The organism is Kitasatospora sp. NPDC059146, from assembly GCF_042786665.1.
GTDB lineage: Bacteria > Actinomycetota > Actinomycetes > Streptomycetales > Streptomycetaceae > Kitasatospora.
Window position 1 is genome coordinate 18,839 of record NZ_JBHZCY010000073.1, and the last position, 21,424, is coordinate 40,262.

Annotated in this window: 19 protein-coding genes and 1 tRNA gene; 12 read left to right on the plus strand and 8 right to left on the minus strand. The window is 72.9% G+C overall.

Annotated elements, in window-relative coordinates:
• The first annotated feature begins 66 nt into the window (after positions 1-66).
• The 5 genes from ACFXPX_RS27340 (at position 67) to ACFXPX_RS27360 (ending at position 5,446) form a co-directional block, all read left to right on the plus strand.
• On the plus strand, positions 67-1,422 hold the full coding sequence (locus tag ACFXPX_RS27340) for a VWA domain-containing protein (RefSeq protein ID WP_380523289.1): 1,356 nt from the start codon (positions 67-69) through the stop codon (positions 1,420-1,422).
• An 84-nt stretch (positions 1,423-1,506) separates the two neighbouring features.
• A complete protein-coding gene (locus tag ACFXPX_RS27345) occupies positions 1,507-2,733 on the plus strand; it encodes an FHA domain-containing protein (RefSeq protein WP_380643820.1) in 1,227 nt (408 codons plus the stop codon).
• Between the two features lie 157 nt (positions 2,734-2,890).
• Entirely contained in the window at positions 2,891-3,808 is a 918-nt protein-coding gene (locus ACFXPX_RS27350; protein ID WP_375896259.1) for an ABC transporter ATP-binding protein, read from the plus strand.
• Positions 3,805-4,947, plus strand: coding sequence for an ABC transporter permease (locus tag ACFXPX_RS27355; RefSeq protein WP_380643822.1), 1,143 nt, complete (start codon positions 3,805-3,807; stop codon positions 4,945-4,947). The genes ACFXPX_RS27350 and ACFXPX_RS27355 overlap by 4 nt, the downstream gene beginning before the upstream one ends.
• 94 nt (positions 4,948-5,041) lie before the next feature.
• A complete protein-coding gene (locus tag ACFXPX_RS27360) occupies positions 5,042-5,446 on the plus strand; it encodes a globin (protein ID WP_375896264.1) in 405 nt (134 codons plus the stop codon).
• A 42-nt stretch (positions 5,447-5,488) separates the two neighbouring features.
• Here the strand turns inward: ACFXPX_RS27360 and ACFXPX_RS27365 are convergent, their stop codons facing one another.
• The 5 genes from ACFXPX_RS27365 to ACFXPX_RS27385 form a co-directional block, all read right to left on the minus strand.
• Positions 5,489-6,181, minus strand: a complete 693-nt coding sequence (locus ACFXPX_RS27365) for a hypothetical protein (protein WP_375896267.1) — start codon at positions 6,179-6,181, stop codon at positions 5,489-5,491.
• Between the two features lie 39 nt (positions 6,182-6,220).
• A complete protein-coding gene (locus ACFXPX_RS27370) occupies positions 6,221-6,664 on the minus strand; it encodes a thioesterase family protein (protein WP_360242622.1) in 444 nt (147 codons plus the stop codon).
• Between the two features lie 110 nt (positions 6,665-6,774).
• Positions 6,775-8,439: an energy-dependent translational throttle protein EttA gene (gene ettA, locus ACFXPX_RS27375; protein WP_375896271.1), complete on the minus strand. Its 1,665-nt coding sequence runs from the start codon at positions 8,437-8,439 to the stop codon at positions 6,775-6,777.
• 302 nt (positions 8,440-8,741) lie between these two features.
• Positions 8,742-10,181 (minus strand): Cys-Gln thioester bond-forming surface protein, encoded by a 1,440-nt coding sequence (locus tag ACFXPX_RS27380; protein ID WP_380530024.1) that lies wholly within the window; start codon positions 10,179-10,181, stop codon positions 8,742-8,744.
• A gap of 355 nt (positions 10,182-10,536) precedes the next feature.
• On the minus strand, positions 10,537-11,121 hold the full coding sequence (locus tag ACFXPX_RS27385) for a single-stranded DNA-binding protein (RefSeq protein WP_380643824.1): 585 nt from the start codon (positions 11,119-11,121) through the stop codon (positions 10,537-10,539).
• A 645-nt stretch (positions 11,122-11,766) separates the two neighbouring features.
• Here ACFXPX_RS27385 and ACFXPX_RS27390 point away from each other — a divergent pair.
• Positions 11,767-11,842, plus strand: a tRNA-Arg gene (locus ACFXPX_RS27390).
• Between the two features lie 327 nt (positions 11,843-12,169).
• On the opposite strand, the gene ACFXPX_RS27395 is transcribed toward ACFXPX_RS27390, so the two are convergent.
• The gene (locus ACFXPX_RS27395; protein WP_380594820.1) at positions 12,170-12,781 is read right to left on the minus strand and encodes a TetR/AcrR family transcriptional regulator; all 612 of its coding nucleotides are present in this window, start codon (positions 12,779-12,781) and stop codon (positions 12,170-12,172) included.
• Positions 12,782-12,917: 136 nt separating this feature from the next.
• Between ACFXPX_RS27395 and ACFXPX_RS27400 the strand changes: the two genes are divergently transcribed.
• Positions 12,918-13,469, plus strand: a complete 552-nt coding sequence (locus ACFXPX_RS27400) for a GNAT family N-acetyltransferase (protein ID WP_375896709.1) — start codon at positions 12,918-12,920, stop codon at positions 13,467-13,469.
• A gap of 167 nt (positions 13,470-13,636) precedes the next feature.
• Here ACFXPX_RS27400 and ACFXPX_RS27405 read toward each other — a convergent pair whose 3' ends face one another.
• Complete coding sequence (locus ACFXPX_RS27405; RefSeq protein ID WP_380643837.1) at positions 13,637-15,169, minus strand: MFS transporter; 1,533 nt, start codon at positions 15,167-15,169, stop codon at positions 13,637-13,639.
• A 235-nt stretch (positions 15,170-15,404) separates the two neighbouring features.
• Here ACFXPX_RS27405 and ACFXPX_RS27410 point away from each other — a divergent pair, with 235 nt between their 5' ends.
• The 3 genes from ACFXPX_RS27410 to ACFXPX_RS27420 all read left to right on the plus strand — a co-directional run bounded on the left by ACFXPX_RS27410 (position 15,405) and on the right by ACFXPX_RS27420 (position 17,677).
• Positions 15,405-16,115 carry a TetR family transcriptional regulator gene (locus ACFXPX_RS27410; RefSeq protein WP_380643826.1) on the plus strand — a complete coding sequence of 237 codons (711 nt, stop codon included), beginning with the start codon at positions 15,405-15,407 and terminating at the stop codon, positions 16,113-16,115.
• A gap of 37 nt (positions 16,116-16,152) precedes the next feature.
• Entirely contained in the window at positions 16,153-16,962 is an 810-nt protein-coding gene (locus ACFXPX_RS27415; protein WP_380530017.1) for an enoyl-CoA hydratase/isomerase family protein, read from the plus strand.
• A gap of 112 nt (positions 16,963-17,074) precedes the next feature.
• Positions 17,075-17,677, plus strand: coding sequence for a hypothetical protein (locus ACFXPX_RS27420; RefSeq protein WP_375896703.1), 603 nt, complete (start codon positions 17,075-17,077; stop codon positions 17,675-17,677).
• Between the two features lie 67 nt (positions 17,678-17,744).
• Here the strand turns inward: ACFXPX_RS27420 and ACFXPX_RS27425 are convergent, their stop codons facing one another.
• Positions 17,745-18,971, minus strand: a complete 1,227-nt coding sequence (locus ACFXPX_RS27425) for an acyl-CoA dehydrogenase family protein (protein ID WP_380404327.1) — start codon at positions 18,969-18,971, stop codon at positions 17,745-17,747.
• Between the two features lie 195 nt (positions 18,972-19,166).
• Here ACFXPX_RS27425 and ACFXPX_RS27430 point away from each other — a divergent pair, with 195 nt between their 5' ends.
• Positions 19,167-19,793 (plus strand): TetR family transcriptional regulator, encoded by a 627-nt coding sequence (locus tag ACFXPX_RS27430; protein ID WP_380643828.1) that lies wholly within the window; start codon positions 19,167-19,169, stop codon positions 19,791-19,793.
• Positions 19,794-19,933: 140 nt separating this feature from the next.
• Complete coding sequence (locus tag ACFXPX_RS27435; RefSeq protein WP_380643830.1) at positions 19,934-21,406, plus strand: glycoside hydrolase family 5 protein; 1,473 nt, start codon at positions 19,934-19,936, stop codon at positions 21,404-21,406.
• Positions 21,407-21,424 lie beyond the last annotated feature (18 nt).

Consider the following 21,424-nt stretch of genomic DNA (forward strand, 5'->3'; position numbering starts at 1 on the left):
CCGCCCGCCGGCCCGCCCCACCGACCTGATCGCATCCACCCCTCACCCGACGGGAGCCACCGCCCCATGGCAACACTGGCGAAGCCGAACCTGCCCAGGTTCGACGTGGAGATCTTCCAGAACGAGTACCTGGCCGACGGCGCCCGCGAGGTCAACGCCATCGTCACCGTCACCTCCACCGGCGGCGGCACCTCCGGCGGCCGCCCGCTCGGGCTCGCCGACGCCGGCCCGCAGGGCGGCGACGCCAACGCGGCCGTGGTGGTCCTGGTCGACTGCTCGGGCTCGATGGACTACCCCAAGACCAAGATCAACGGCGCCCGCGAGGCCACCGCCGCCGCCATCGACGCCCTGCGCGACGGCACCGCCTTCGCCGTCGTCGCCGGCACCCACGAGGCCCGCGACATCTACCCCGGCGACGGCACCCTGGCCACCGCCTCGGCGGCCACCCGGGAGCAGGCCAAGGAGTCGCTGCGCCGCCTCACCGCGGCCGGCGGCACCGCCATGGGCACCTGGCTGGCCAAGGCCGACAAGCTCTTCCTCACCCGCCGCGACATCGCCATCCGGCACGCCATCCTGCTCACCGACGGCAACAACGAGCACGAGTCCGCCGAGGACCTCGCCCGCACGATCGAGCGGGTCACCGGCCACTTCACCGCCGACTGCCGCGGCGTCGGCACCGACTGGCGGATCGACGAACTGCGCAAGATCTCCTCCGCGCTGCTCGGCACCACCGACATCGTGGCCGAGCCCTCCGGCCTCGCCGAGGACTTCCGCTCGATGATGACCGGCGCGATGGGCAAGCAGGTCGCCGACGTCGCGCTGCGGATCTGGACCCCGGCCAACGCCACCGTCAAGTTCGTCAAGCAGGTCGCCCCCGCCGTCGAGGACCTCAGCGACCGCCGCGCCGAGGCCGGCCCCCGGGCGGGCGACTACCCCACCGGCTCCTGGGGCGACGAGAGCCGCGACTACCACGTCTGCGTCGAGGTCCCGGCCGCCTCGGTCGGCAACGAGATGCTCGCCGCCCGGATCAGCCTGGTGCTGCCCCCGCAGGTCGGCGGCGGCACCCCCGAGGTGCTCAGCCAGGGCCTGGTGAAGGCCGTCTGGACGGACGACCTCGCCTCCTCCACCCGGATCAGCCCCCAGGTCGCCCACTACACCGGGCAGGCCGAGCTGGCCTCCTCCATCCAGGAGGGCCTGGAGGCCCACCGCTCGGGCGACGTCGACACCGCCACCGCCAAGCTCGGCGCCGCCGTCCGGATCGCCCACGCGACCGGCAACGAGGGCACCTTCAAGCTGCTGCAGAAGGTGGTGGACGTGGTGGACCCGAAGGAGGGTACGGTTCGGTTCCGTAAGGACGTGAGCGAGGCCGACTCGATGACCCTTGAGACCCGGTCGACCAAGACGGTACGTGTGAAGAAGTGACCGCGAAGTGACCGCTGTAGACGTGATCGGGCCGGCCGCCCGGCGCGACGCCGCACCGCACCGGCCCGAAACGAGGGGGACCTGATGCCGATCTGCCCGAGGGGCCACGAGTCGCAGGCCGAGGACTGGTGCGACTTCTGCGGCTTCCCGATGACCCCGCCGGCCCCGGCGCCCGGCGCCCACGGGGGCTACCCCGGCGCGCCCGCCGGACACCCGCAGCACGGCGGTGCGGCCTTCGGCACGCCGCCGCCGCCCCCGCCGGGGGCCGTCCCGCCGCCCCCGCCCGGGGCGTTCCCACCGCCCGGCGGCTACCCGCCGCCCGGTGCCTTCCCGCCGCCGGCCGGCCCCGGACTCACCGAGGGCCTGGCCGTCTGCCCGATCTGCCGCAGCCCGCAGACCGGGCGGTTCTGCGAGGAGTGCGGCTACGACTACGAGCTGTCCGCGCCCTCCGGCCGCCAGGCGCCGGCCGGCGGCGCGCCCTCGCCGGGCCCGGCCCAGCCCCCGCCGCTGAACATCCCGGCGGCCTACGGCGGAGCCCCGGCCCCGCAGCAGCACCAGCCGCACCAGCCCCACCAGCAGCAGGCCGCGGAGTACCAGCCGCAGGCCCCGCAGCCCCACCAGCCGCAGCAGCACCAGGCCCCGCAGCAGCACCAGCCGCAGGCCCCGGAGTACCAGCCGCAGCCGGAGTACCCCCACACCTACGGCTACCCGCCGCCGGAGGGCGCCTTCCCGGAGGCCCCGGTCCGCGAGGACTCCGGCCCGGTGTACGCCCAGCCCGCCGGCCCCGGCCCGAACACCCGCGGCGGCGACTTCGGCACGTCCTTCCACCTGGCCCCGCCGCAGGCCCCGCCGCAGGCCCAGCCGGGCGCCCAGCCGGAGCCCGCCCCGGCCGGGCCGGTGCGCAGCAACTGGATCGCGGTGGTCTCGGCCGACCGCGACTACTTCACCGACATGATGGCCCGCAGCGGCCCCGAGGCGGCCGGCCTGTTCTTCCCGCCGTACTGCCCCGAGCGCCGCATCCCGCTGACCGGCCGCGGCCAGCTGCGGATCGGCCGGCGCAGCCAGCACCGGGGCACCGTCCCGGAGATCGACCTGTCGGTGCCGCCGGAGGACCCGGGCGCCTCGCACCAGCACGCGCTGCTCGCCGAACAGGCGGACGGCAGCTGGGTGCTGGTGGACCAGGGATCGACCAACGGAACCACCGTGAACGGGGGCGAGGAACCGATCTCCCCGAACACCGCCATCCCCCTGGGCGACGGCGACCGGATCCACGTCGGCGCCTGGACGACGATCACGGTGCACCGCGCCTGACCTGCGCTTTGAGCATTCGTCAGGGGTAACTCCGGCCGGGCCGGGCGGAATTCGCTTTTCCGCCCGGCCCGGCTTTTCCGGTGCCTCCCTCAGGGAATCCACAAGTTCCCGTCCCCGGTGTGCACAAGACGCCCCATGAGCCCTATTCTCTGGCTTCATGACTGCTGCTATATCCGCTGACGGCATCCGCCAGCGGTACGGGGATGTGCAGGCCGTCGACGGGGTGTCGCTCACCGTCGAGGCCGGCGAGTTCTACGGGATCCTCGGTCCCAACGGGGCCGGGAAGACCACCACCATGGAGATCCTGGAAGGGGTCCGCAAGCCCGACGAGGGCCGGGTCGAGCTGCTGGGGATGGCCCCCTGGCCGCGCAACCCGAAGCTGCTGCCGCGCATCGGCGTGCAGTTCCAGGCCTCCGCCTTCTTCCGGAAGCTGACCGCCCGGGAGACGATCCGCACCTTCGCGTCGTTCTACGGGGTCGGCCCCAAGCGGGCCGACGCGATGCTGGAGCGGGTCGGGCTCTCGGACAAGGCCGAGACCCTCACCGACCAGATGTCCGGCGGCCAGGCCCAGCGCCTGTCGATCGCCTGCGCCCTGGCCCACGACCCGGAGCTCGTCTTCCTGGACGAGCCCACCACCGGCCTCGACCCGCAGGCCCGCCGCAACCTCTGGGACCTGCTGCGGGACATCAACGCCGAGGGCCGCACCGTCGTCCTGACCACCCACTACCTGGACGAGGCCGAGGTGCTCTGCGACCGGGTCTCGATCATGGACCACGGCAAGATCCTGCACACCGGTGCCCCGGCGGCGCTGATCCGCGAGATCGACGACACCGTCCGGATCAGCGTGGCCTCCGGCCAGCTGCCGGTCGAGCGGGCCCGCGAGCTGCTGGCCGCGGCCGGCGCCGACGTCGCCACCCTGGAGGACGACACCGTCTCGCTCTCCGTCTCCACCCGCCTTCCGGCCCCGGTGCTCAGCGTCCTCGCCGAGCAGAACGCGCTGCGCGGCCTCGAAGTGCGCGGCGCCACCCTGGAGGACGTCTTCCTCCAGCTGACCGGACGGGAGTTCCGCGCATGACCAGCACCTCCACCGAGCCGAAGGTCCCCGCCCAGCGCGGCGGCTCGGCCGGCTCCGCCGACGGGCGGGAGCGGGTCAGCGCGTTCTGGAGCCTGTCCCGCGCGATGCTGCTCGGGATGAAGCGCGACCGCACCGCGACCTTCTTCGTCCTGCTGTTCCCGCTGGTCTTCCTGGTCTTCTTCGGCTCCGTCACCAAGGGCTCCGCCAGCCCGCACGCCAAGGTCGCCCAGGTCGGCGCGGTCAAGCTGTTCGACTCGATCCAGGGCGACGAACGGGTCGGCCTGGACAAGGTCCTCACCATCACCAGGACCGACGACGAGGCCGGCACCCTGGAGAAGGTCCGCAAGGGCGACTTCGACGCGATGATCAGCCAGGGCCCGGACGGCAAGGTGGAGCTGCGCTACACCGCCGCCGACCAGGTCAAGGCCGGCGCGGTCCAGGGCATCCTCAACTCGGTCGTCCAGAGCGCCAACCAGGCCGCCACCCACCAGCCGGCCGCCTACGTGCTGGACTCCCAGCAGGTCGAGGACCAGTCGCTCAAGCCGATCCAGTTCCTCACCCCCGGCCTGCTCGGCTGGGCCGTCGCCACCGGCGCGGTCTTCGGCGCCGCGCTGACCCTGGTCAACTGGCGCAAGTCCAAGGTGCTGCGGCGCCTGCGACTGGCCCCGATCAGCGCCGGTGCGGTGGTCAGCTCCCGGATCGCGGTCTCGCTGGTGACCGCCTTCCTGCAGACCACCGTCTTCCTGGTCGTCGCGACGAGCTTCTTCGGGCTCAAGCTCACCGGCAACTGGTGGCTGATCCTGCCGCTGGTGGCCTGCGCGACGCTCGCCTTCATGTCGATCGGTCTGCTGGCCGGCTCGGTCGCCAAGACCGAGGAGGCCGCGAACGGCATCTCGCAGCTCATCGTGCTGCCGATGTCCTTCCTGTCCGGCTCGTTCTTCCCGCTGGACGGCGCCCCGGACTGGTTGAAGACCGTCTCCCAGGTCATGCCGCTCAAGCACCTGGTGTCGGCCGCCCAGTCGGTGCTGACCCGCGGCGGCGGCGCCATGGACGCCCTGCCCGCCATGGGCGGACTGCTGCTCTTCGCGGCCGTGTTCACCGGCATCGCCTGGAAGCTGTTCAAGTGGGAGGACGCGTAGCCGTCCGCGCACTGCCCTGACCACTCAGGCCCGACGGGGTCGTACGTCTTTCGTCCCGGTGTACGGCCCCGTCGGCGTCTGCGACCATGGTCGGGTGACAGAGATCGGACGAGGCACGTTCAGCGAGGAGACCTTCTTCGAGCAGGTCGGCGGTGAGGACACCTTCCGGCGCCTGACCCGCCGCTTCTACGAGGGCATCGCCGAGGACGAGTTGCTGCGGCCGATGTACCCCGAGGAGGACCTCGGACCGGCCGAGGAGCGGATGGCGCTGTTCCTGATGCAGTACTGGGGCGGCCCGCGCACCTACAGCGACCGGCGCGGCCACCCGCGGCTGCGGATGCGGCACGCGCCGTTCAAGGTCGACAAGGCCGCCCACGACGCCTGGCTCACCCACATGCGGGCCGCCGTGGCGAGCCTGGAACTGCCCGCCGAGCACGAGCGGCAGCTGCTGGACTACCTGGTCTACGCCGCCGCCTCGATGATCAACACCCCGGGCTGAGCGTAGGCCTGCCGCTACCGCAGCAGGATCAGCGCAGCAGGATCAGCGCAGCGGGCTGAGGCCCAGTCCCGCGCCCGGCGCGGCCGCGGTCCGCACCACCACCGAGCCCACCGGGGAGCTCAACCGCAGCCAGCCGCCCGCCCGGTGCACCGAGAGCGGCGCCTCGGGGCTCAGGAAACCGATCCGGTACGAGGCGTGCACGGCGCGCAGCGGCAGCTCCGGCAGCACCGAGACCGGGCGGGACCACACCTCGTCCGCCAGCCGGTCCAGCACCGCGCGGGTGCGGTGGTGGGCCGGGACGGCCTCACTGCGCTCGCGGAACTCCCCCACCGCCGCCATCAGTTCGCGGCACACCTCGGCCGCCGGCGGGGTCCCGACCGGCCGCCAGCCGACCCGCGGCGGCAGCAGCCCGGCCCAGGCCGGGCCGGTCACCGGCGCGGGCAGCGCGACGGCGCCGGAGTCGGCGTCCACGCCGTCCAGCAGCTGGCCCGCGGAGACGGTCAGGTCCACCGGCTCGTCCAGGCGGTCCAGCCGGGCGGTGCGGATCGCCAGCACGCCGGACTCGCCCAGCGGCAGCCGTCCGAAGACCGCCAGCACGCCGTCCGCCGCGGCCGGGTCGACCGCCTGCAGCCGCACGGCCGCCGCCTTGTCGAAGCGCAGCAGGCGCAGCAGGAAGGCGGAGAGGTCGGCGGCCTCACCGGTGTCGGTCAGGGCGAGGCGGGCGGTGACGGTCAACGCGGCTCAGCTCGAATCGGTTCGGGGGTCCAGGGACTTTCAGACTGCCGCGCCGACCGGGGCCTCGTCCATGAACCGGGAGAGGAACTCCCGCTCCACCGGCGAGATCCGGCGCGGCCGGCCCGCGGCCAGGTCGTAGGGCACCACCACGGTGGAGGCCCGGACGTACACCGTCTCGGAGCCGTCCTCGTGGACGTCCTTGATGTCGTAGGAGACGGTCAGCGAGGCGCTGCCGATGTGCGTCACCCGGGTCTCCACGGTGACCGGCTCCGGCCGGTGCACCAGCGGGCGCTTGTAGTCGATCTCGTGGCGGGCCACCACCGAGCCGCCCGCGAACTCCCCGGCGCCGGCCTCGGCGGCCTGGGTGAACATGAAGTCGATCCGGGCCTCCTCCAGGTAGCGCAGGAAGACCACGTTGTTGACGTGCCCGAAGGCGTCCATGTCGGACCAGCGCAGCGGGCAGGCGTAGATGTGGCGAGCCACGGGTGTTCTCCTCGGTGTCCGGTCGCCCGCCGCCGAACCTCGGTGACGGGCCGCGGCCCGGCAGGCCGCCCCCGGGGGGCAGTCTGCCGGGCCGTTGTGACAGCTGGGTGTCAGCCTCGGGTCAGCTTCTTGTACGTGGCCCGGTGCGGACGGGCGGCGTCGGCGCCCAGTCGCTCGATCTTGTTCTTCTCGTACGACTCGAAGTTGCCCTCGAACCAGAACCACTTGCTCTCGCCCTCGTAGGCGAGGATGTGGGTGGCCACTCGGTCCAGGAACCAGCGGTCGTGGGAGATGACCACGGCGCAGCCGGGGAACTCCAGCAGGGCGTTCTCCAGCGAGGAGAGCGTCTCGACGTCGAGGTCGTTGGTGGGCTCGTCGAGGAGCAGCAGGTTGCCGCCCTGCTTGAGGGTGAGCGCCAGGTTCAGGCGGTTGCGCTCACCGCCGGAGAGCACGCCGGCCGGCTTCTGCTGGTCCGGGCCCTTGAAGCCGAAGGCCGACACGTAGGCGCGGGACGGCATCTCGACCTGGCCGACGTTGATCCAGTCCAGACCGTCGGAGACGACCTCCCAGAGGGTCTTCTTCGGGTCGATGTTGGCGCGGCTCTGGTCGACGTAGCTGATCTTGACGGTCTCGCCGACCTTGACCTTGCCGGAGTCCGGGGTCTCCAGGTCCTGGAGCATCTTGAACAGCGTCGTCTTGCCGGCGCCGTTCGGGCCGATGATGCCGACGATGCCGTTGCGCGGCAGGGTGAAGCTGAGGTCGTCGATCAGGACCTTCTCGCCGAAGGCCTTGTTGAGGTTCTCGACCTCGATGACGACGCTGCCCAGGCGCGGGCCCGGCGGGATCTGGATCTCCTCGAAGTCCAGCTTCCGCATCTTGTCGGCCTCGGCCGCCATCTCCTCGTAACGGGCGAGGCGGGCCTTGGACTTGGCCTGGCGGCCCTTGGCGTTGGAGCGGACCCACTCCAGCTCTTCCTTGAGGCGCTTGGCGCGCTTGGCGTCCTTCTGCCCCTCGACCTTGAGACGGGACTGCTTGGTCTCCAGGTAGGTGGAGTAGTTGCCCTCGTACGGGTAGGCGCGGCCGCGGTCGAGCTCCAGGATCCACTCGGCCACGTGGTCGAGGAAGTACCGGTCGTGGGTGACGGCCACGACGGTGCCCTTGTACTTGGCCAGGTGCTGCTCCAGCCAGTTCACCGACTCGGCGTCGAGGTGGTTGGTGGGCTCGTCGAGCAGCAGCAGGTCGGGGGCCTCCAGCAGCAGCTTGCAGAGCGCCACGCGGCGCTTCTCGCCACCGGAGAGCTTGGTGACGGCCCAGTCGCCGGGCGGGCAGCCCAGGGCGTCCATGGCCTGCTCCAGCTGGGCGTCCAGGTCCCAGGCCTCGGCGTGGTCCAGCTCCTCCTGGAGCTTGCCCATCTCCTCGAGCAGGGCGTCCGAGTAGTCGGTCGCCATCAGCTCGGCGATCTCGTTGAAGCGGTCGAGCTTGCCCTTGATCTCCTTGACGCCGTCCTGGACGTTCTCCAGGACCGTCTTGGTCTCGTCGAGCGGGGGCTCCTGGAGGAGCATGCCGACGGTGAAGCCGGGCGAGAGGAAGGCGTCGCCGTTGGAGGGGTGCTCCAGGCCGGCCATCATCTTCAGCACGGTGGACTTACCGGCACCGTTGGGGCCCACGACGCCGATCTTCGCCCCGGGGAGGAAGCTGAGCGTCACGTCGTCAAGGATGACCTTGTCTCCGTGCGCCTTGCGCACCTTGCGCATCGTGTAGATGTATTCCGCCACGTGAGATCGCTCCGGCGTCGTCGGGAGTATTCGTCTTGCAGCGTTCCATTGTGCCGCACCCGGCCGGGAGCCCCGAACCGCCGGGGTGACCCCACCGGGGTATCCGCGCCGGGATGTTCGCCCCGGGGGTGTCCGCGCCCGGGGCGCGCGCACCGGGCCCGGGCCGGGAAACGCGACGGCCCGGCTCCCCGCAGCTGGTGCGGGGAGCCGGGCCGGGCTCCGCTCGTTCGGGGCCCCGGGAGGTCAGCGCCTCCCGGAGCACCGCTCAGGCGGTTCGGACCGTTTCAGACGGTTCAGGCGGTTCAGGCGGTGGTGCGACCGTGACGGCCACGGCGGCGCAGGACGAAGACCGCGGCGCCACCGGCCACGACCAGGCCACCGGCGACGGCGGCGAGGATCGGGGTGGAGTCATTGGCACCGGTCTGGGCCAGGCCACCGGTGCCCGGGGCGGCGCTGGTGGTCGACGGGGCCGGGTGGGCGGCACCGGAGCTCGGGGTGCCCGAGGGGGTGCCCGAGGGGGTGGCGGTGGTGGTGCCGCCGCCGGTCGGGGTGGTCGGGGCACCGGTCGGGGTCACGCCGGTCTTGCAGTCGAGGACCCCGGTGAACTTCTTGGAGTAGCCGTTCGGGCCGGTGACGGTGATGTCGTACTTGGTCTTCTCGGCGACCTTGACCAGCACGGTCTCGGTCTTGCCGGGCTGCACGGTGACCTTCTGGCCCGGCTGCACGGTCACCTCGGCCGGCTGGTCGCCGGTGTTGGTGACGGAGACGCGCACGCCGCCGTTGGCGCACTCCTCCTTGGCGGAGCTGTCGACGATCGCGCCCTGGCCCTGCTTCCAGGTGGCCTGGCCCGCGGCCGCGACGCTGAGCTTCTTGGAGCCGGCCAGGATCATGGTCTGGCTGTGGTTGCCCTGGTCGTCCAGGCCGCTCATGAAGACCCGGCCGCTGAGGACGGTGGTGTCGGCGGTGGCCTTGAGCACGGCCTTGCCGTCCGGGGTGCCGCCGGGGACGTCCAGGAACAGCTGGGTGTCCTTGGCGACCGGGCCGGCCAGCGTGCCGTTGACCGGCTTGCCGTCCTTGTCCAGCACCTTGATCTTGTCGGCGGCGTCGCCGGAGACGGCGAGCTTGACCTCGTTGGCGCTGGTGTTCAGCACGAACGGGCCGAGCTTGGCGCCGGACTTGCCGGAGACGGAGTCCGGGGTGAGGGTCAGCGAGGGCTTCGGCTCGGCCGCGACGCCCTTGTTGGCGTCACCCGTCAGGTAGTCGCGCAGCTTCTTGGCGTGCTCGTTGCGCGGGGTCGCGGTCTTGTTGTCCGAGAACTTCCAGATCGCGGACTGGGTGCCCGCGGCGGCGTCCTTCTCCGAGAGCTCGGTGTCGCCGATCGCCTTGCGCAGGGCGTCGATCGGCACCTGCGGGTACGAGTTCTCCAGGATCCAGCGGATCTTGGGGGCGTTCGCGTTGCCGTTGAGGGAGCTCGCGGACCAGTCGGCCTCGTGGTACTTGGCCTTGCTGTCCAGGTACACCGGGTTGTCGAAGTCGATGCAGTAGGTCTGCAGCAGCTCGCCGGAGGCCGTCTTGAGGGTGAACAGGCCCGCGTCGACGCTGTCCTTGCCCTGGACGTCGACCCGCTCGCCGAACATGTCCGGCTGGACGATCGCGGTCACGCCCGACGCGGGGGCGTCAGCCGCGACCGCCGCACCGGCCGCGAACAGTCCTCCGCCCAGCCCGATGCTGGTCGTGAGCATGACAGTGGTTATGCGGGACAGACTCCGCCCCTGCCGCTTGAACATCTGGGATCCCTCCGGAGCGGGCTTGCACCGAGTGGGCAGCCCGCCGACTTGCCGTGCCGCGCGTGCCCCCTGTGGCACTGCTGCGGGTGTGAACCAAGTGAATCCTATTGAGCCCCGGAGGCCCCGAAACCCCCATGCGAAATCAGGACGATTCCGTATCTGGATCGTTATCAACCCTCTCAGGTTCCACACAAGCTGACGTACCGACAGAATCTTTGCGCGACTTTCCGTTATCCGGACGAGATTGCGCGTGCGGGCGCAACGACGTTCTCGATCAACATATTTGTCGACAGGGAAGGTCACCGACCGGTCAGCCCAGCAGCGCCCGGTCTTCACCTCCCCGCTCCCCCTCGGACACCTCGCCCTGCTGCCCCGTCACCGCCCGCGCACCCGGCGGCGGCTCCGGCCGAGCGGGCACTGAGGCCAGCGCCGAAGCCCGGCGCGACTCCAGTGCGTCGACGATCCACCCCGGCACCGGCTCGCCCGCGGGCTTCGCGCCGGGCGGTTCCGCCGCGCCCGTTGGCTGCCCGCGCACACCCGCCGCCCAACGGAACGCCGTGGTACCCCGGGTGAGGTCGTGTCCGATCGACCGGGCGTCGATCTCGACCCGACTGTGCTTCACCTCCCCTTCCGTCCACTCCCGCACCCGCAGCCGACCCGTCACCAGCACCGGCTCGCCCTTGGCCAGCGAGCCGATCAGGTTCACCGCGAGCGCCCGCCAGGCCGTCACCCTCAGCCACTGCGTCCCACCGTCCGCCCAGCAGGCGCGCTCGCGGTCGTACCGCCGCTCGGTGCAGCCGAGGAGGAAGTCCGCCATCGGCACCCCGCCGGCGGTTTCCCCGTAGCGCACCTCGGTCGCGACATTGCCGATCACCGTCACCTGAACCTCGTTCACAGCGCACTCCCCGTTCTCGCCGACGCACCGTACGGAATCGAGCGGTGCGAGTTCAGAGTGCGTCCCGGAAGAAATCACGACCACCCGGTTCCGAAATCCTGTGGACAACTAGTAGGCCGATCGGCAGGGTGAAAAACGGCCGTCACTCACAGGGGTGAATTTCGGCCTTCGCACACCGCTCGGGTACCATCTCTTCGCGGTCATGACAACAAACGGCCAGATCGCGGCCACCCCCGCAGCGCGGCGGAACACCCGGGCCGGGCCGTCCGCGCACGTCATCACGCCGGAGCGCGCCGAATAGGACCCCCCACCCGCACCGGCGGCGGGACATTCTCCGTGTCGAATCCATAACGGGTGGGGAGGCAGCCCCGTAACGACTGCACAACGTCCGGCCCGGAACTGTCCCAGACCGCTGCACACACGGTCTCCACCTGCGATTATCGGACCGCTCCACCGAACCGACACACCAACGACGGTGTCGTCACACCCGGCCGAGGAACTGGACACCCTTATCCTGTCCCCGACAGGGCGAGGGCCCACCAACCCCCACCCCCACCCTCAGGTACGGGGCCGGACAACGTGCGCGCCCAGCGCTCGTCGCCCGATCCCGGCCACGGTCACGCCCGCCAGGGCGCCGTCCGTCCCGCCCCCATAGCTCAGCGGATAGAGCACCCGCCTTCTAAGCGGTAGGTCGCAGGTTCGAATCCTGCTGGGGGCGCCACCCTGCGAATTTCCGCAGGCCATCGCGCCCGTGAGTACTTTCCGTGGCGGTTTATCACCTCCGGGTAATCCAGCACCCACCGCGCATAACCCGTGACAATGCGTGTCATGACCGCCGCGAAAGCCGGTCGGGCGGAAAACCGGAATTCCGGGCGAATCCCCCACCCTTGAACGAAACAGCCGCCCGAACGACCGACCGGCGAAATCCGACAAAAGCCGGACAGAGGCGCCCGGGACGCCTCACCCCGGGGCCGGAACCCGGCTCGCGACCGAACTGCGGCCGAGCCGCGGCGGGCCCGCGGTCGAACTCTCGCCACCCAGGAGGGGACTAACCGACCAGCCCCGTCAGATAGGCGTCGAGCAGCGCGATCTGCCGCTGCGCCGGGAACTCCGCCGGGGCGAACAGCGACTGCACCACCAGCCCCAGCACGAAGGCCTGCGCGCCCGCCGCGAGCCCGGCGGGATCGGCGCCGGCCGGGAGCTCGCCGAGCCGCTGGGCGTCCACCACGTGCCCCGTGAGCGCCACCCGTGACCGGGCGTAGCGCCCCGCGTGCGCGGCCGCCAGTTCCGGGTCCGCCAGGGCGACGTCCCAGGAGCTGACCCAGATCCGGTTGCCGGACTCGGTGGCCTCGTCCAGCGGCAGCACGTCGAGCAGTGCGGCCCGCAGGCGGGCCAGCCCCTCGGGCGGCGGCGGGGTGCCGTCGGCGGGCGCCAGCCGGCGGGGCCGGGCGGCGGAGCGGCGGTCGAGCTCCTCCAGGGCGTGGCTCAGCAGTGCCCGCTTGTTCGGGAAGTAGTGCGTCAACAGTCCGGTGGAGGCACCCAGTTCCGCCGCCACAGCGCGCAGCGTCAGCCCCTCGAAGCCCTTGGCGGAGAGCACCCGCCACACCCCCTCGGAGACTTCCGAACGGCGGGCGTCATGGTCTCCACGGGCTGGCGTCATGGGGGCTATCGTACATACCAAACGTTTGTTATGAATGATCCGAACGGCCCACCCCACTCCCTTCTCCACTCGCGCCCCACCCCCTCCCCCACTCCCGCCGCGCGCACCCCGTCGCACCACCCCGAGAGGCCCGCCCGTGTATTCCGTCCCGCTCGCCGAGAACGCCGAACTGCGCCCGCTGGAACCCTGGCAGGCCCCCGAGTTCCTGGCCCACATCGACCGCGCCCGCGCCCACACCGACCCGTGGATCCCGTGGGCCACCCGCACTACCGACCTGGACTCGGCCCGCGCCACCCTGCAGCGCTACGCCGACGGCCAGGCCGCCGACTCCAGCCGGATCTACGGCATCTGGCGCGACGGCACGCTGGTCGGCGGCGTGATGTTCGTGCACTTCGACACCCGGAGCGGCAACTGCGAGATCGGCGCCTGGACCGAGCCGGCCGGCGAGGGCGGCGGACTGATCACCGCCGCCGTCCGCCGGCTGCTCGACTACGCCTTCACCACCCGCGGCCTGCACCGCGCCGAGTGGTGGTGCTCGGCCGCCAACGCCCGCAGCCGGGCGGTGGCCCAGCGGGTCGGGATGCAGCGGGAGGGCGTGCTGCGGGAGTGGTTCCTGCACAACGGCGTCCGCCACGACAAGGAGATCTGGGCGGTCCTGGCCTCGGAGCACACCGCCACCGGGGCCTGACGGCCCGCCGACCCCTCCTCGGCGTACTCCTCGGCGTACTCCTCGGCGTACTCCTCGGCGCCGGCACGGGAAAGCGGAGCGGGGCCCGGTGGACACCCCCGTGGGTCCACCGAGCCCCGCTCCGCCGTCCTCCCCCGCCCGGCTCCGCCAGGCCCCGGCGGCCCTGCTCAGGCCGCCAGCACCGGCCCCTCGGCCGCCGCGGGAGTCTCCGCGGCCCCAGCGGCCCCAGCGGCCCCAGCGGCCCCTGCGGCCTCCACCGCCGCCGGCTCCGCCGTGCGCAGCCGCAGCGCCAGCAGCAGCACCAGGACCATCACCCCGCCCGCCGACAGGAAGACCACGTCCACGGCGTCCGTGAAGCTCCGCAGCGCGTGCCCCCGGGCCGCGCCGGTCATCGTGCGCACCGCGGAGAGGGAGCGCCCGGGCTCGGCGGCCTCGAACACCCGGGTCAGCACCGTGCCGAAGAGCGCCGCGCCGAGCGCGTTGCCGAGGGTCTGGAAGAACCGGACGCCGGTGGTGGCGACGCCGAGCTGCTCGCGCGGGGCGGTGTCCTGCACCATGGTGATCAGCTGCCCGATCAGCTGCCCGAACCCGGCTCCCAGCAGGGCGAGTTCGGTGCCCACCGCCCACAGCGGGGTGTCCGGGCCGCTGAGCCCGAGCAGGGCCAGGGCGAGCACCGAGACGCCCGAGCCGACGATCAGGAAGGTGCGCGGCTGGTGGCCGCGGGCGATCAGCCGGGTGGCGAGCAGGCCGACGCCGGTCATCCCGGCGGCCATCGGCATCAGGTAGAGGCTGGCCGTGGTCGGGGCGATCCCCCGGGCGATCTGCAGGTAGATCATCACGTAGACGATCGCGCCCATCATGCCCATCCCGACCAGGCCCTGGACCGCGAAGCCGATCCGCACCACCGGGATCCGGAACAGCGAGAGCGGGAGCACCGGCTCGGCGGCGGTGGCCTGGCGCCACAGGAAGAGGCCGAGCGAGGCGAGGGTGGCGGCGGAGAGCCCGAGGATCACCGGGGACGTCCAGGCGTAGTCCTTGCCGCCCCACTCGGTGACCAGCAGCAGCCCGGTGGCGAAGGCGGCGGCCAGGGTGGCGCCGAGGAAGTCCAGGCCGCGCCGGCCGAGGTCGCGCGGCAGCTTGATCACCAGGGCGACGCCGACCAGCACGAGCAGGCCGAGCGGCACGTTGAAGTAGAAGATCCAGCGCCACCCGAGGTGGTCGGTGAACAGCGCCCCGACCAGCGGGCCGACCGCCATGCCGAGCCCGGCGACGATGCCGCCCATCGCGCCGCCCTTGCCGCCCCTGCGCTCCTGCGGGTCCTGGAGCTGGGCCATCACCACCATGGTCACGCTCATCAGCCCGCCGCCGCCGATGCCCTGGACGGCCCGGAAGGCGATCAGCTCGCTCATCGACTGCGCGGCGCCGCAGAGCACCGAGCCGAACAGGAAGGTGCCGACCGCGCCGAGCAGCACCCGCTTGGCGCCGTACACGTCGCAGAGCCTGCCGTAGAGCGGGAGCAGCGCGGTGGCCGCCAGCGAGAAGGCGCTGACCAGCCAGGGCAGCCGGTCGACGCCGTGGACCGGGTCGAGGTCGCGGACGATCGGCACGGTGGCCGCCGAGACGATGTTGGCGTCGAGCACGGCCAGCACGATCGTCACCAGGCAGAGCAGCATGCCGAGTTGGCGCTGGGCGGTGGTCATCAGGGTGGATCCGGCCCGGCCGGGTGCGGGCGGGGCAGCGGGTGTGTGCGGGGCAGCGGGTGCCATCGGGAAGTCCCCCCGGGGTGTGTGGAGTCGGCCCCGACCGGTGCGGTCCGGCGGGCTCGGCACCACCATGGCAGGAGTTTTGGACTGGGTCAATTCTTCATCCAGACCAATCTTTCATCCCGACACATCTTTCTGCTCGGTCTAGCTTTGATCCTGGTACAGTCTTCGCATGGCGACCCACCACGGCTTGGACCTCGGCCCCGACCGCGACCTCGACGCCCTCCCGCTGCGCGAGCGCAAGAAGATCCAGACCGGCGTCCGGATCTTCCGCGCGGCCATCGGCCTCTTCATCGAACGGGGCTTCGACCAGGTCTCGGTGGCCGAGATCGCGGCCGCCGCCGAGGTCTCCAAGATGACCGTGTTCAACTACTTCCCGACCAAGGAGGACCTGGTCCTCGGGCCGATGGAGCAGCACCTCGACGAGCCCGCCCGGGTGGTGCGCGACCGCGCCCCGGGCACCTCGGCGGTGACGGCGCTGCGCGAGCACTTCCTCGCCGCCCTGGAGCGCCGGGACCCGGCCACCGGCCTGAGCGACGACCCGGTGGTGCTGGACGTGATCCGGCTGATCCACGCCACCCCGGCGCTGGCCCTGCGCGCCACCGCGGCCTTCGACCGGCGCGCCCAGAGGCTGCTCGCCGACGAGCTGCGCGACCAGGACCCGGCCCACGACGAGCTGACCGCCCGGGTCGCCGCCGCCCAGCTGCTCGCCGTCCGGCTCACCCTGATCACCGGCAACCACCTGCGGATGCTGGCCGGCGAGCGCGCCGCGGACGCCCTGCCCGGCGCCCTCGACGAGGCCCGGCGCGCCTTCGCCACGGTCGAGCACGGCCTCGGCACGTACTGCGCCGGACCGGCCCGGGGGAGCGCGGACCCGGCCTGAGAGAGTGGGCGCACCACGACCGACGCCGGAGGTGCGCATGGACCAGCCGCTGCTCACGCGGGACCGCTCCGCCCTGCCCGCCCGGGCCGAGGGCCTGAACGCGTACGTCGGCGAGGACGGCGTCGCCGTCCTGGAGTTCGCCCGCCCGCACCGCCGCAACGCGGTGACCCTGGCGATCTGGCGGGCGCTGCCCGAGGTGCTGGACCGGCTCGCCGAGCGGCCGGGCGTCCGGGCCCTGCTGCTGACCGGCGCCGGGAACACCTTCAGCGCCGGCGCGGACATCACCGAACTCGCCGAGGTGTACGGCGATCCGCGGCGCGCGGACGCCTACCACGCGGTCAACGTGGCCGCCGAGGAGGCGCTCGCGGCCTTCCCGCACCCGACCCTCGCCGTGGTGCACGGCGCCTGTGTGGGCGGCGGCTGCCAACTGGCCGTCGCCTGCGACCTGCGCTTCGTCGCCGAGGACGCCCGGCTGGGGATCACCCCGGCCAAGCTCGGCGTGGTCTACCCGGCGGTGCCGACCCTGCGGCTGGCCCGGCTGGTGGGGCCGGCCCGGGCCAAGTACCTGCTGTTCTCCGGCGAGTTGGTGCGCGGCCGGGACGCACTGCCGCTGGGCCTCGCCGAGCGGGTCCTGCCGGACGCCGAACTGGACGCCGCGGCACTGGAGTTCGCCCGGCTGCTGACCACCCGCTCGACCCAGACGATCGGCGCGGTGAAGGCCGCGCTGGCCGTCCCGGCGGAGCGGGCGGCCGAGGCGCTGGAGCCCTGGGAGCGGCGCTCGCGGAAGGCCCCGGACGTGCACGAGGGGCTGGCCGCGTTCCTGGCGGGCCGCCCGGCGCGGTTCTGAGCAACGGCCCCGCGGGCCCTCCGGACGGACGGCGGCACCGCCGGCTCACGTACGATCGTGCGACCGGCGCCGAGCCGCCGACCGCCCTTCCCCACCCGGAGCACGCACCCCGATGACCACCGAGGCCACGGCCGCCCCCACCAGCCGGACGACCTGGGCCCGCCGGGTCACCGACGGCGTCGAGCCGAAGAACGTGATCATCGCGGTCTGCCTGCTGATCGGCGGCCTGCGCTACGGCTGGTCCGGTCTCGGCTGGGCCGCCTTCGCCGCACTGTTCGCGGCCGTCATCCCGACCCTGTTCATCCAGCGCGGCATCCGCAAGGGCACCCTGGAGGACCGCCACGTCGGCCACCGGCAGCGCCGGCTGACCGTCATCCCGTTCATCATGGGCTCGGTCGCCGTCAGCTTCGCGGTGATGATCCTGGCGCACGCCCCGCGCGACCTCACCGCGATGGTGGCGGCGATGTTCGCCTCGCTGGTGCCGATCCTGGTGATCACCGTCTGGTGGAAGGTCTCCGTGCACACCGCCGTGGCGGCCGGCGCGGTGGCCTGCCTCGGCATCGCGCTCGGCCCGCTGTGGCTGCTGCTCTACCCGCTGGTCGCGGTGATCGGCTGGTCCCGGGTGGTGCTGCGGGACCACACCACCGCACAGACGATCGTCGGCGCGGTGGTCGGCTCCCTCGCCGCCGGGCTGACCTTCTGGCTGGCCCGGTAGTCCCGACCCGGCAGCCCGACCCGGCAGTCCGACCCGGCCCCGGCCCCGGCCGGCGGATCGGCCCGGGCTAGCGGATCGGCATCCCCGAGACCGCCCGGGCGATCACCAGCCGCTGGATCTCGCTGGTCCCCTCGAAGATCGAGTAGATCGCGCTGTCCCGGTGCATCCGCTCCACCGGGTACTCCCGGGTGAAGCCGTTGCCGCCGAGGATCTGCATCGCCTGCGCGGTGACGAACTTGGCCGTCTCGCCCGCGTAGAGCTTGGACATCGAGCCCTCGGCGGCGGTGAACGGCTGGTTGTTGGCGGCCATCCAGGACGCCCGCCAGACCAGCAGCCGGGCCGCGTCGATCCGGGTCCGCATGTCGGCGAGCTGGAAGGCCACGCCCTGGTTGTCGATGATCGGGCGGCCGAACTGCTCCCGGGTCTTCGCGTAGTCCAGCGCGACCTCGTACGCGGCCCGGGCGATGCCGATCGCCTGCGCCCCGACGGCCGGGCGGGACGCCTCGAAGGTGGCCATCGCCGCGTTGCCCCGGCCGCCCGTCCGCTTGACGCCCTCCCGGGCCCGGGCCAGCCGCTCGTCCAGCTTCTCCTTGCCGCCGAGCAGGCAGCTGCCGGGCACCCGGACGCCGTCCAGCACCACCTCGGCGGTGTGCGAGGCGCGGATGCCGTGCTTCTTGAACTTCTGGCCCTGGCTCAGCCCGGGGGTGCCCGGCGGGACGACGAAGGAGGCCTGCCCCTTGGCGCCGAGCCCGGGGTCGACGGTGGCGACCACCACGTGCACGGCGGCGATCCCGCCGTTGGTGGCCCAGGTCTTGGTGCCGTTGAGCACCCACTCGTCCTTGGCCTCGTCGTACACGGCCCGGGTGCGCAGCGCGGAGACGTCCGAGCCGGCGTCCGGCTCGGAGGAGCAGAAGGCGGCCACCTTGACGTCGTCGGGGGTGCCGAACATCTGCGGGGTCCAGGTGCCGATCTGCTCGTCGGTGCCGTTGGCGAGCACCGCGACGGCGGCCAGCGTGGTGCCGACGATGGCCAGCCCGATGCCCGCGTCGCCCCAGAACAGCTCCTCCATGGCGATCGGGATGCCGACGCCGGAGGGGTCGAAGTACTGCTGGGCGTAGAAGTCCAGCGAGTAGATGCCCAGCTTGGCGGCCTCCTGGATGACCGGCCAGGGGGTCTCCTCGCGCTCGTCCCACTCGGCCGCGGCGGGGCGGATCACGTCGGCGGCGAAGCCGTGCAGCCAGTCGCGTACGGCGAGCTGGTCCGCGCCCGGGTCCAGCGAGAACGTGCTGCTCATGAGGGAGCCTCCGCAGAAGGGGTGACGACGCAGGGATGGCGGTGCAGGGATGGCGGTGCAGGAGTCACGACGCGGGGATCACGGCCGCCGGGTGCGACCCACCGGGGTGTTACCCCGGGTAACATCGTCGGAGTCTGCTACTGATTGGTAACCGGTGTCAACGCCCAGGCCACCCAGAATCCCGAGGAGCAGCGCATGTCCCGAGAGCCCCGCCGCGAGCAGCTGCTCAACGCCGCCGACCGGGTCATCCAGCGCGAGGGGCCGAGCGCCAGCATGAACGCCATCGCCGCCGAGGCAGGCATCACCAAGCCGATCCTCTACCGCCACTTCGGCGACCGGACCGGCCTGATCAGGGCCCTGACCGAGCGCCACACCGGCGGCCTGCTGGCCGCCGTCCGGGCTGCCCTGGCCGAGCCGCTGGAACGCCGCGACCGGGTCGAACACGTCCTGGACACCTACCTCGCCGGGATCGAGGCCCGCCCCCAGGTCTACCGGCTGCTCACCCACCCCGAGCCCGGCGACCCCAGCGGCGCGGGCAACGCCCTCGCCCCCGCGCTGCGGCAGATCGCCGAGGAGATCACCCGCGCCGTGCAGAACCAGGTCGACCTCGGCGCCGACCGCGACCTGCTCGCCGAGGCCTGGGGCCGGGGCATCACCGGCATGGTGCTGGCCGCCGGCGACTGGTGGCTGGAGACCAGACCCTGCTCGCGCACCCGCATGGTGCAGGCCCTGGCCGACCTGCTCTGGGGCCGGCTCGCCGCCGCCGCGGACCTGCCCACCGCCGTCCTGCCGCCCGCCCCCGCCGAACCGAACGGCGACTGAACTCCCCCTCCGCGCACGGCCCTTGCCCCGCCCGGGCCGCACCGGGCCACCGCACCGGCCCCGTCCGCGCACGACCCTTGTGCCGGCCCGGGGAGCGCGGGCATCATCGGGCCCCCACCCCCCGCCGTGCGAGGTCCCCGATGCGCCTGTGCCGCACCGCCGTCGCCCTGCTGCTCGCCGCCACCGCCACCCTCGGCGCCGCCGCCCCGGCCGCCGCCCACGGCGGCCCCCCGACCCGCCTCCCCAGCCACTTCCCCACCGGAACGGCCACCGGCCCGGACGGCCGCACCGCCCTCACCGACGACCGGGGCCGCCGCCTCCAGCTGCGCGGCGTCAACCTCGACAAGTACGCCGAGGCCACCCCGGCCGACCTCGACTCCGTCGCCGCCCAGGGCTTCACCCTGGTCCGGCTGCCGGTCTCCTGGACCAGGCTGGAGCCCGAACGCGGCCGCCTCGACCCCACCGAACTGCACCGGATCCAGGCACTCCTCGACCGGGCCGACCGCCTGGGCCTGCTCGTCCTGGTCGACTTCCACCAGGACGTCTACGGGCCGCGGTTCGGCGGCGGCACCAACGGCATCCCGCGCTGGGCCACCCGCGACGACGGCCTGCCCTTCACCCCCGACCCGAAGGACTGGTTCGCCGGCTACTTCCAGCCCGCCGTCCAGGCCGCCTTCCGCCACCTCTACGACGACCCCGACCTGCGCGCCTGGCAGGCCGACTTCTACACCCGGCTCGTCCGCGAACTGCGCGGCCACCGCTCCCTGTTGGGCTACGACCTGTTCAACGAGCCGTTCGGCCCGGTGGACGGCGACCCGACCGACCCGGCCGTGCTCGCCGCCGCCTCCGCCGCCCTGGAACAGGGCCGGCTCGCCAACATGTACCGCCGCCTGATCGCCGCCGTCCGCCGGGCGGACTCCCGCGCCTGGCTGTTCGTCGAACCGACCGTCCTGGTCGGCCAGGGCGTGCCCACCGCCCTCCCCGGCTTCACCGACCCCCGACCCGGCGCGCCCCGGCTCGGCTACGCCCCGCACTTCTACGACACCGCGGTGGAGAACGGCGCCGACTGGAACCCCGCCGACGGCTTCGTCGAGCAGTACGCCGCCGCGATCACCGGCTACCCGGCCGCCCACCACCTGCCCGTGCTGGTCGGCGAGTGGGGCCCGCCCGACTCCCGCACCCCCGGCAACACCCTGCTGGTCCGCCGCCAGGTCGCCGCGATGGACGGCTTCGCCGAGGGCTGGACGATGTGGTACTGGTGCCGGGGCACCGGCGGCTACTGCGCCCTCGACCCGGCCGGCCACCCGGCGCCCGGCGACGGCCCCGCCTTCGGCCCGTACCCGGCGGCCGTCCCCGGCACCGACGTCCGGACCGCCACCGGGGGCGACGCGGGCACCGCCACCGTCCGCTGGACGGCCGACGGCAGCGGCCGCACCGGCGAACTCGTCCTGCCGCCCGCCGCGTTCCCGCGCGGCGCCCGGGTCGCCGTCTCCCCCGCCGGCGCCCGGGTCGAGGTCGAGCAGCCCGCGGACGGCCGCGCGGGAACCGTACGGATCCGGCTCCCGCACGCCCGCCCGGGCACGCCCGTGACGGTCACCCTCACCCCGCGCTGACCGGCCCGGACCGCCGGC

Excerpts from the sequence above, each read along its gene's own strand:
- ACFXPX_RS27350 (WP_375896259.1), top strand. The coding sequence starts at position 2,891 with ATGACTGCTGCTATATCCGCTGACGGCATCCGCCAGCGGTACGGGGAT.
- ACFXPX_RS27410 (WP_380643826.1), top strand. The coding sequence starts at position 15,405 with ATGGCGACCCACCACGGCTTGGACCTCGGCCCCGACCGCGACCTCGAC.
- ACFXPX_RS27405 (WP_380643837.1), bottom strand. The coding sequence starts at position 15,169 with ATGACCACCGCCCAGCGCCAACTCGGCATGCTGCTCTGCCTGGTGACG.
- ACFXPX_RS27420 (WP_375896703.1), top strand. The coding sequence starts at position 17,075 with ATGACCACCGAGGCCACGGCCGCCCCCACCAGCCGGACGACCTGGGCC.
- ACFXPX_RS27340 (WP_380523289.1), top strand. The coding sequence starts at position 67 with ATGGCAACACTGGCGAAGCCGAACCTGCCCAGGTTCGACGTGGAGATC.
- ACFXPX_RS27430 (WP_380643828.1), top strand. The coding sequence starts at position 19,167 with ATGTCCCGAGAGCCCCGCCGCGAGCAGCTGCTCAACGCCGCCGACCGG.
- ACFXPX_RS27380 (WP_380530024.1), bottom strand. The coding sequence starts at position 10,181 with ATGCTCACGACCAGCATCGGGCTGGGCGGAGGACTGTTCGCGGCCGGT.
- ACFXPX_RS27435 (WP_380643830.1), top strand. The coding sequence starts at position 19,934 with ATGCGCCTGTGCCGCACCGCCGTCGCCCTGCTGCTCGCCGCCACCGCC.
- ACFXPX_RS27415 (WP_380530017.1), top strand. The coding sequence starts at position 16,153 with ATGGACCAGCCGCTGCTCACGCGGGACCGCTCCGCCCTGCCCGCCCGG.
- ACFXPX_RS27355 (WP_380643822.1), top strand. The coding sequence starts at position 3,805 with ATGACCAGCACCTCCACCGAGCCGAAGGTCCCCGCCCAGCGCGGCGGC.
- ACFXPX_RS27425 (WP_380404327.1), bottom strand. The coding sequence starts at position 18,971 with ATGAGCAGCACGTTCTCGCTGGACCCGGGCGCGGACCAGCTCGCCGTA.
- ACFXPX_RS27395 (WP_380594820.1), bottom strand. The coding sequence starts at position 12,781 with ATGACGCCAGCCCGTGGAGACCATGACGCCCGCCGTTCGGAAGTCTCC.
- ACFXPX_RS27345 (WP_380643820.1), top strand. The coding sequence starts at position 1,507 with ATGCCGATCTGCCCGAGGGGCCACGAGTCGCAGGCCGAGGACTGGTGC.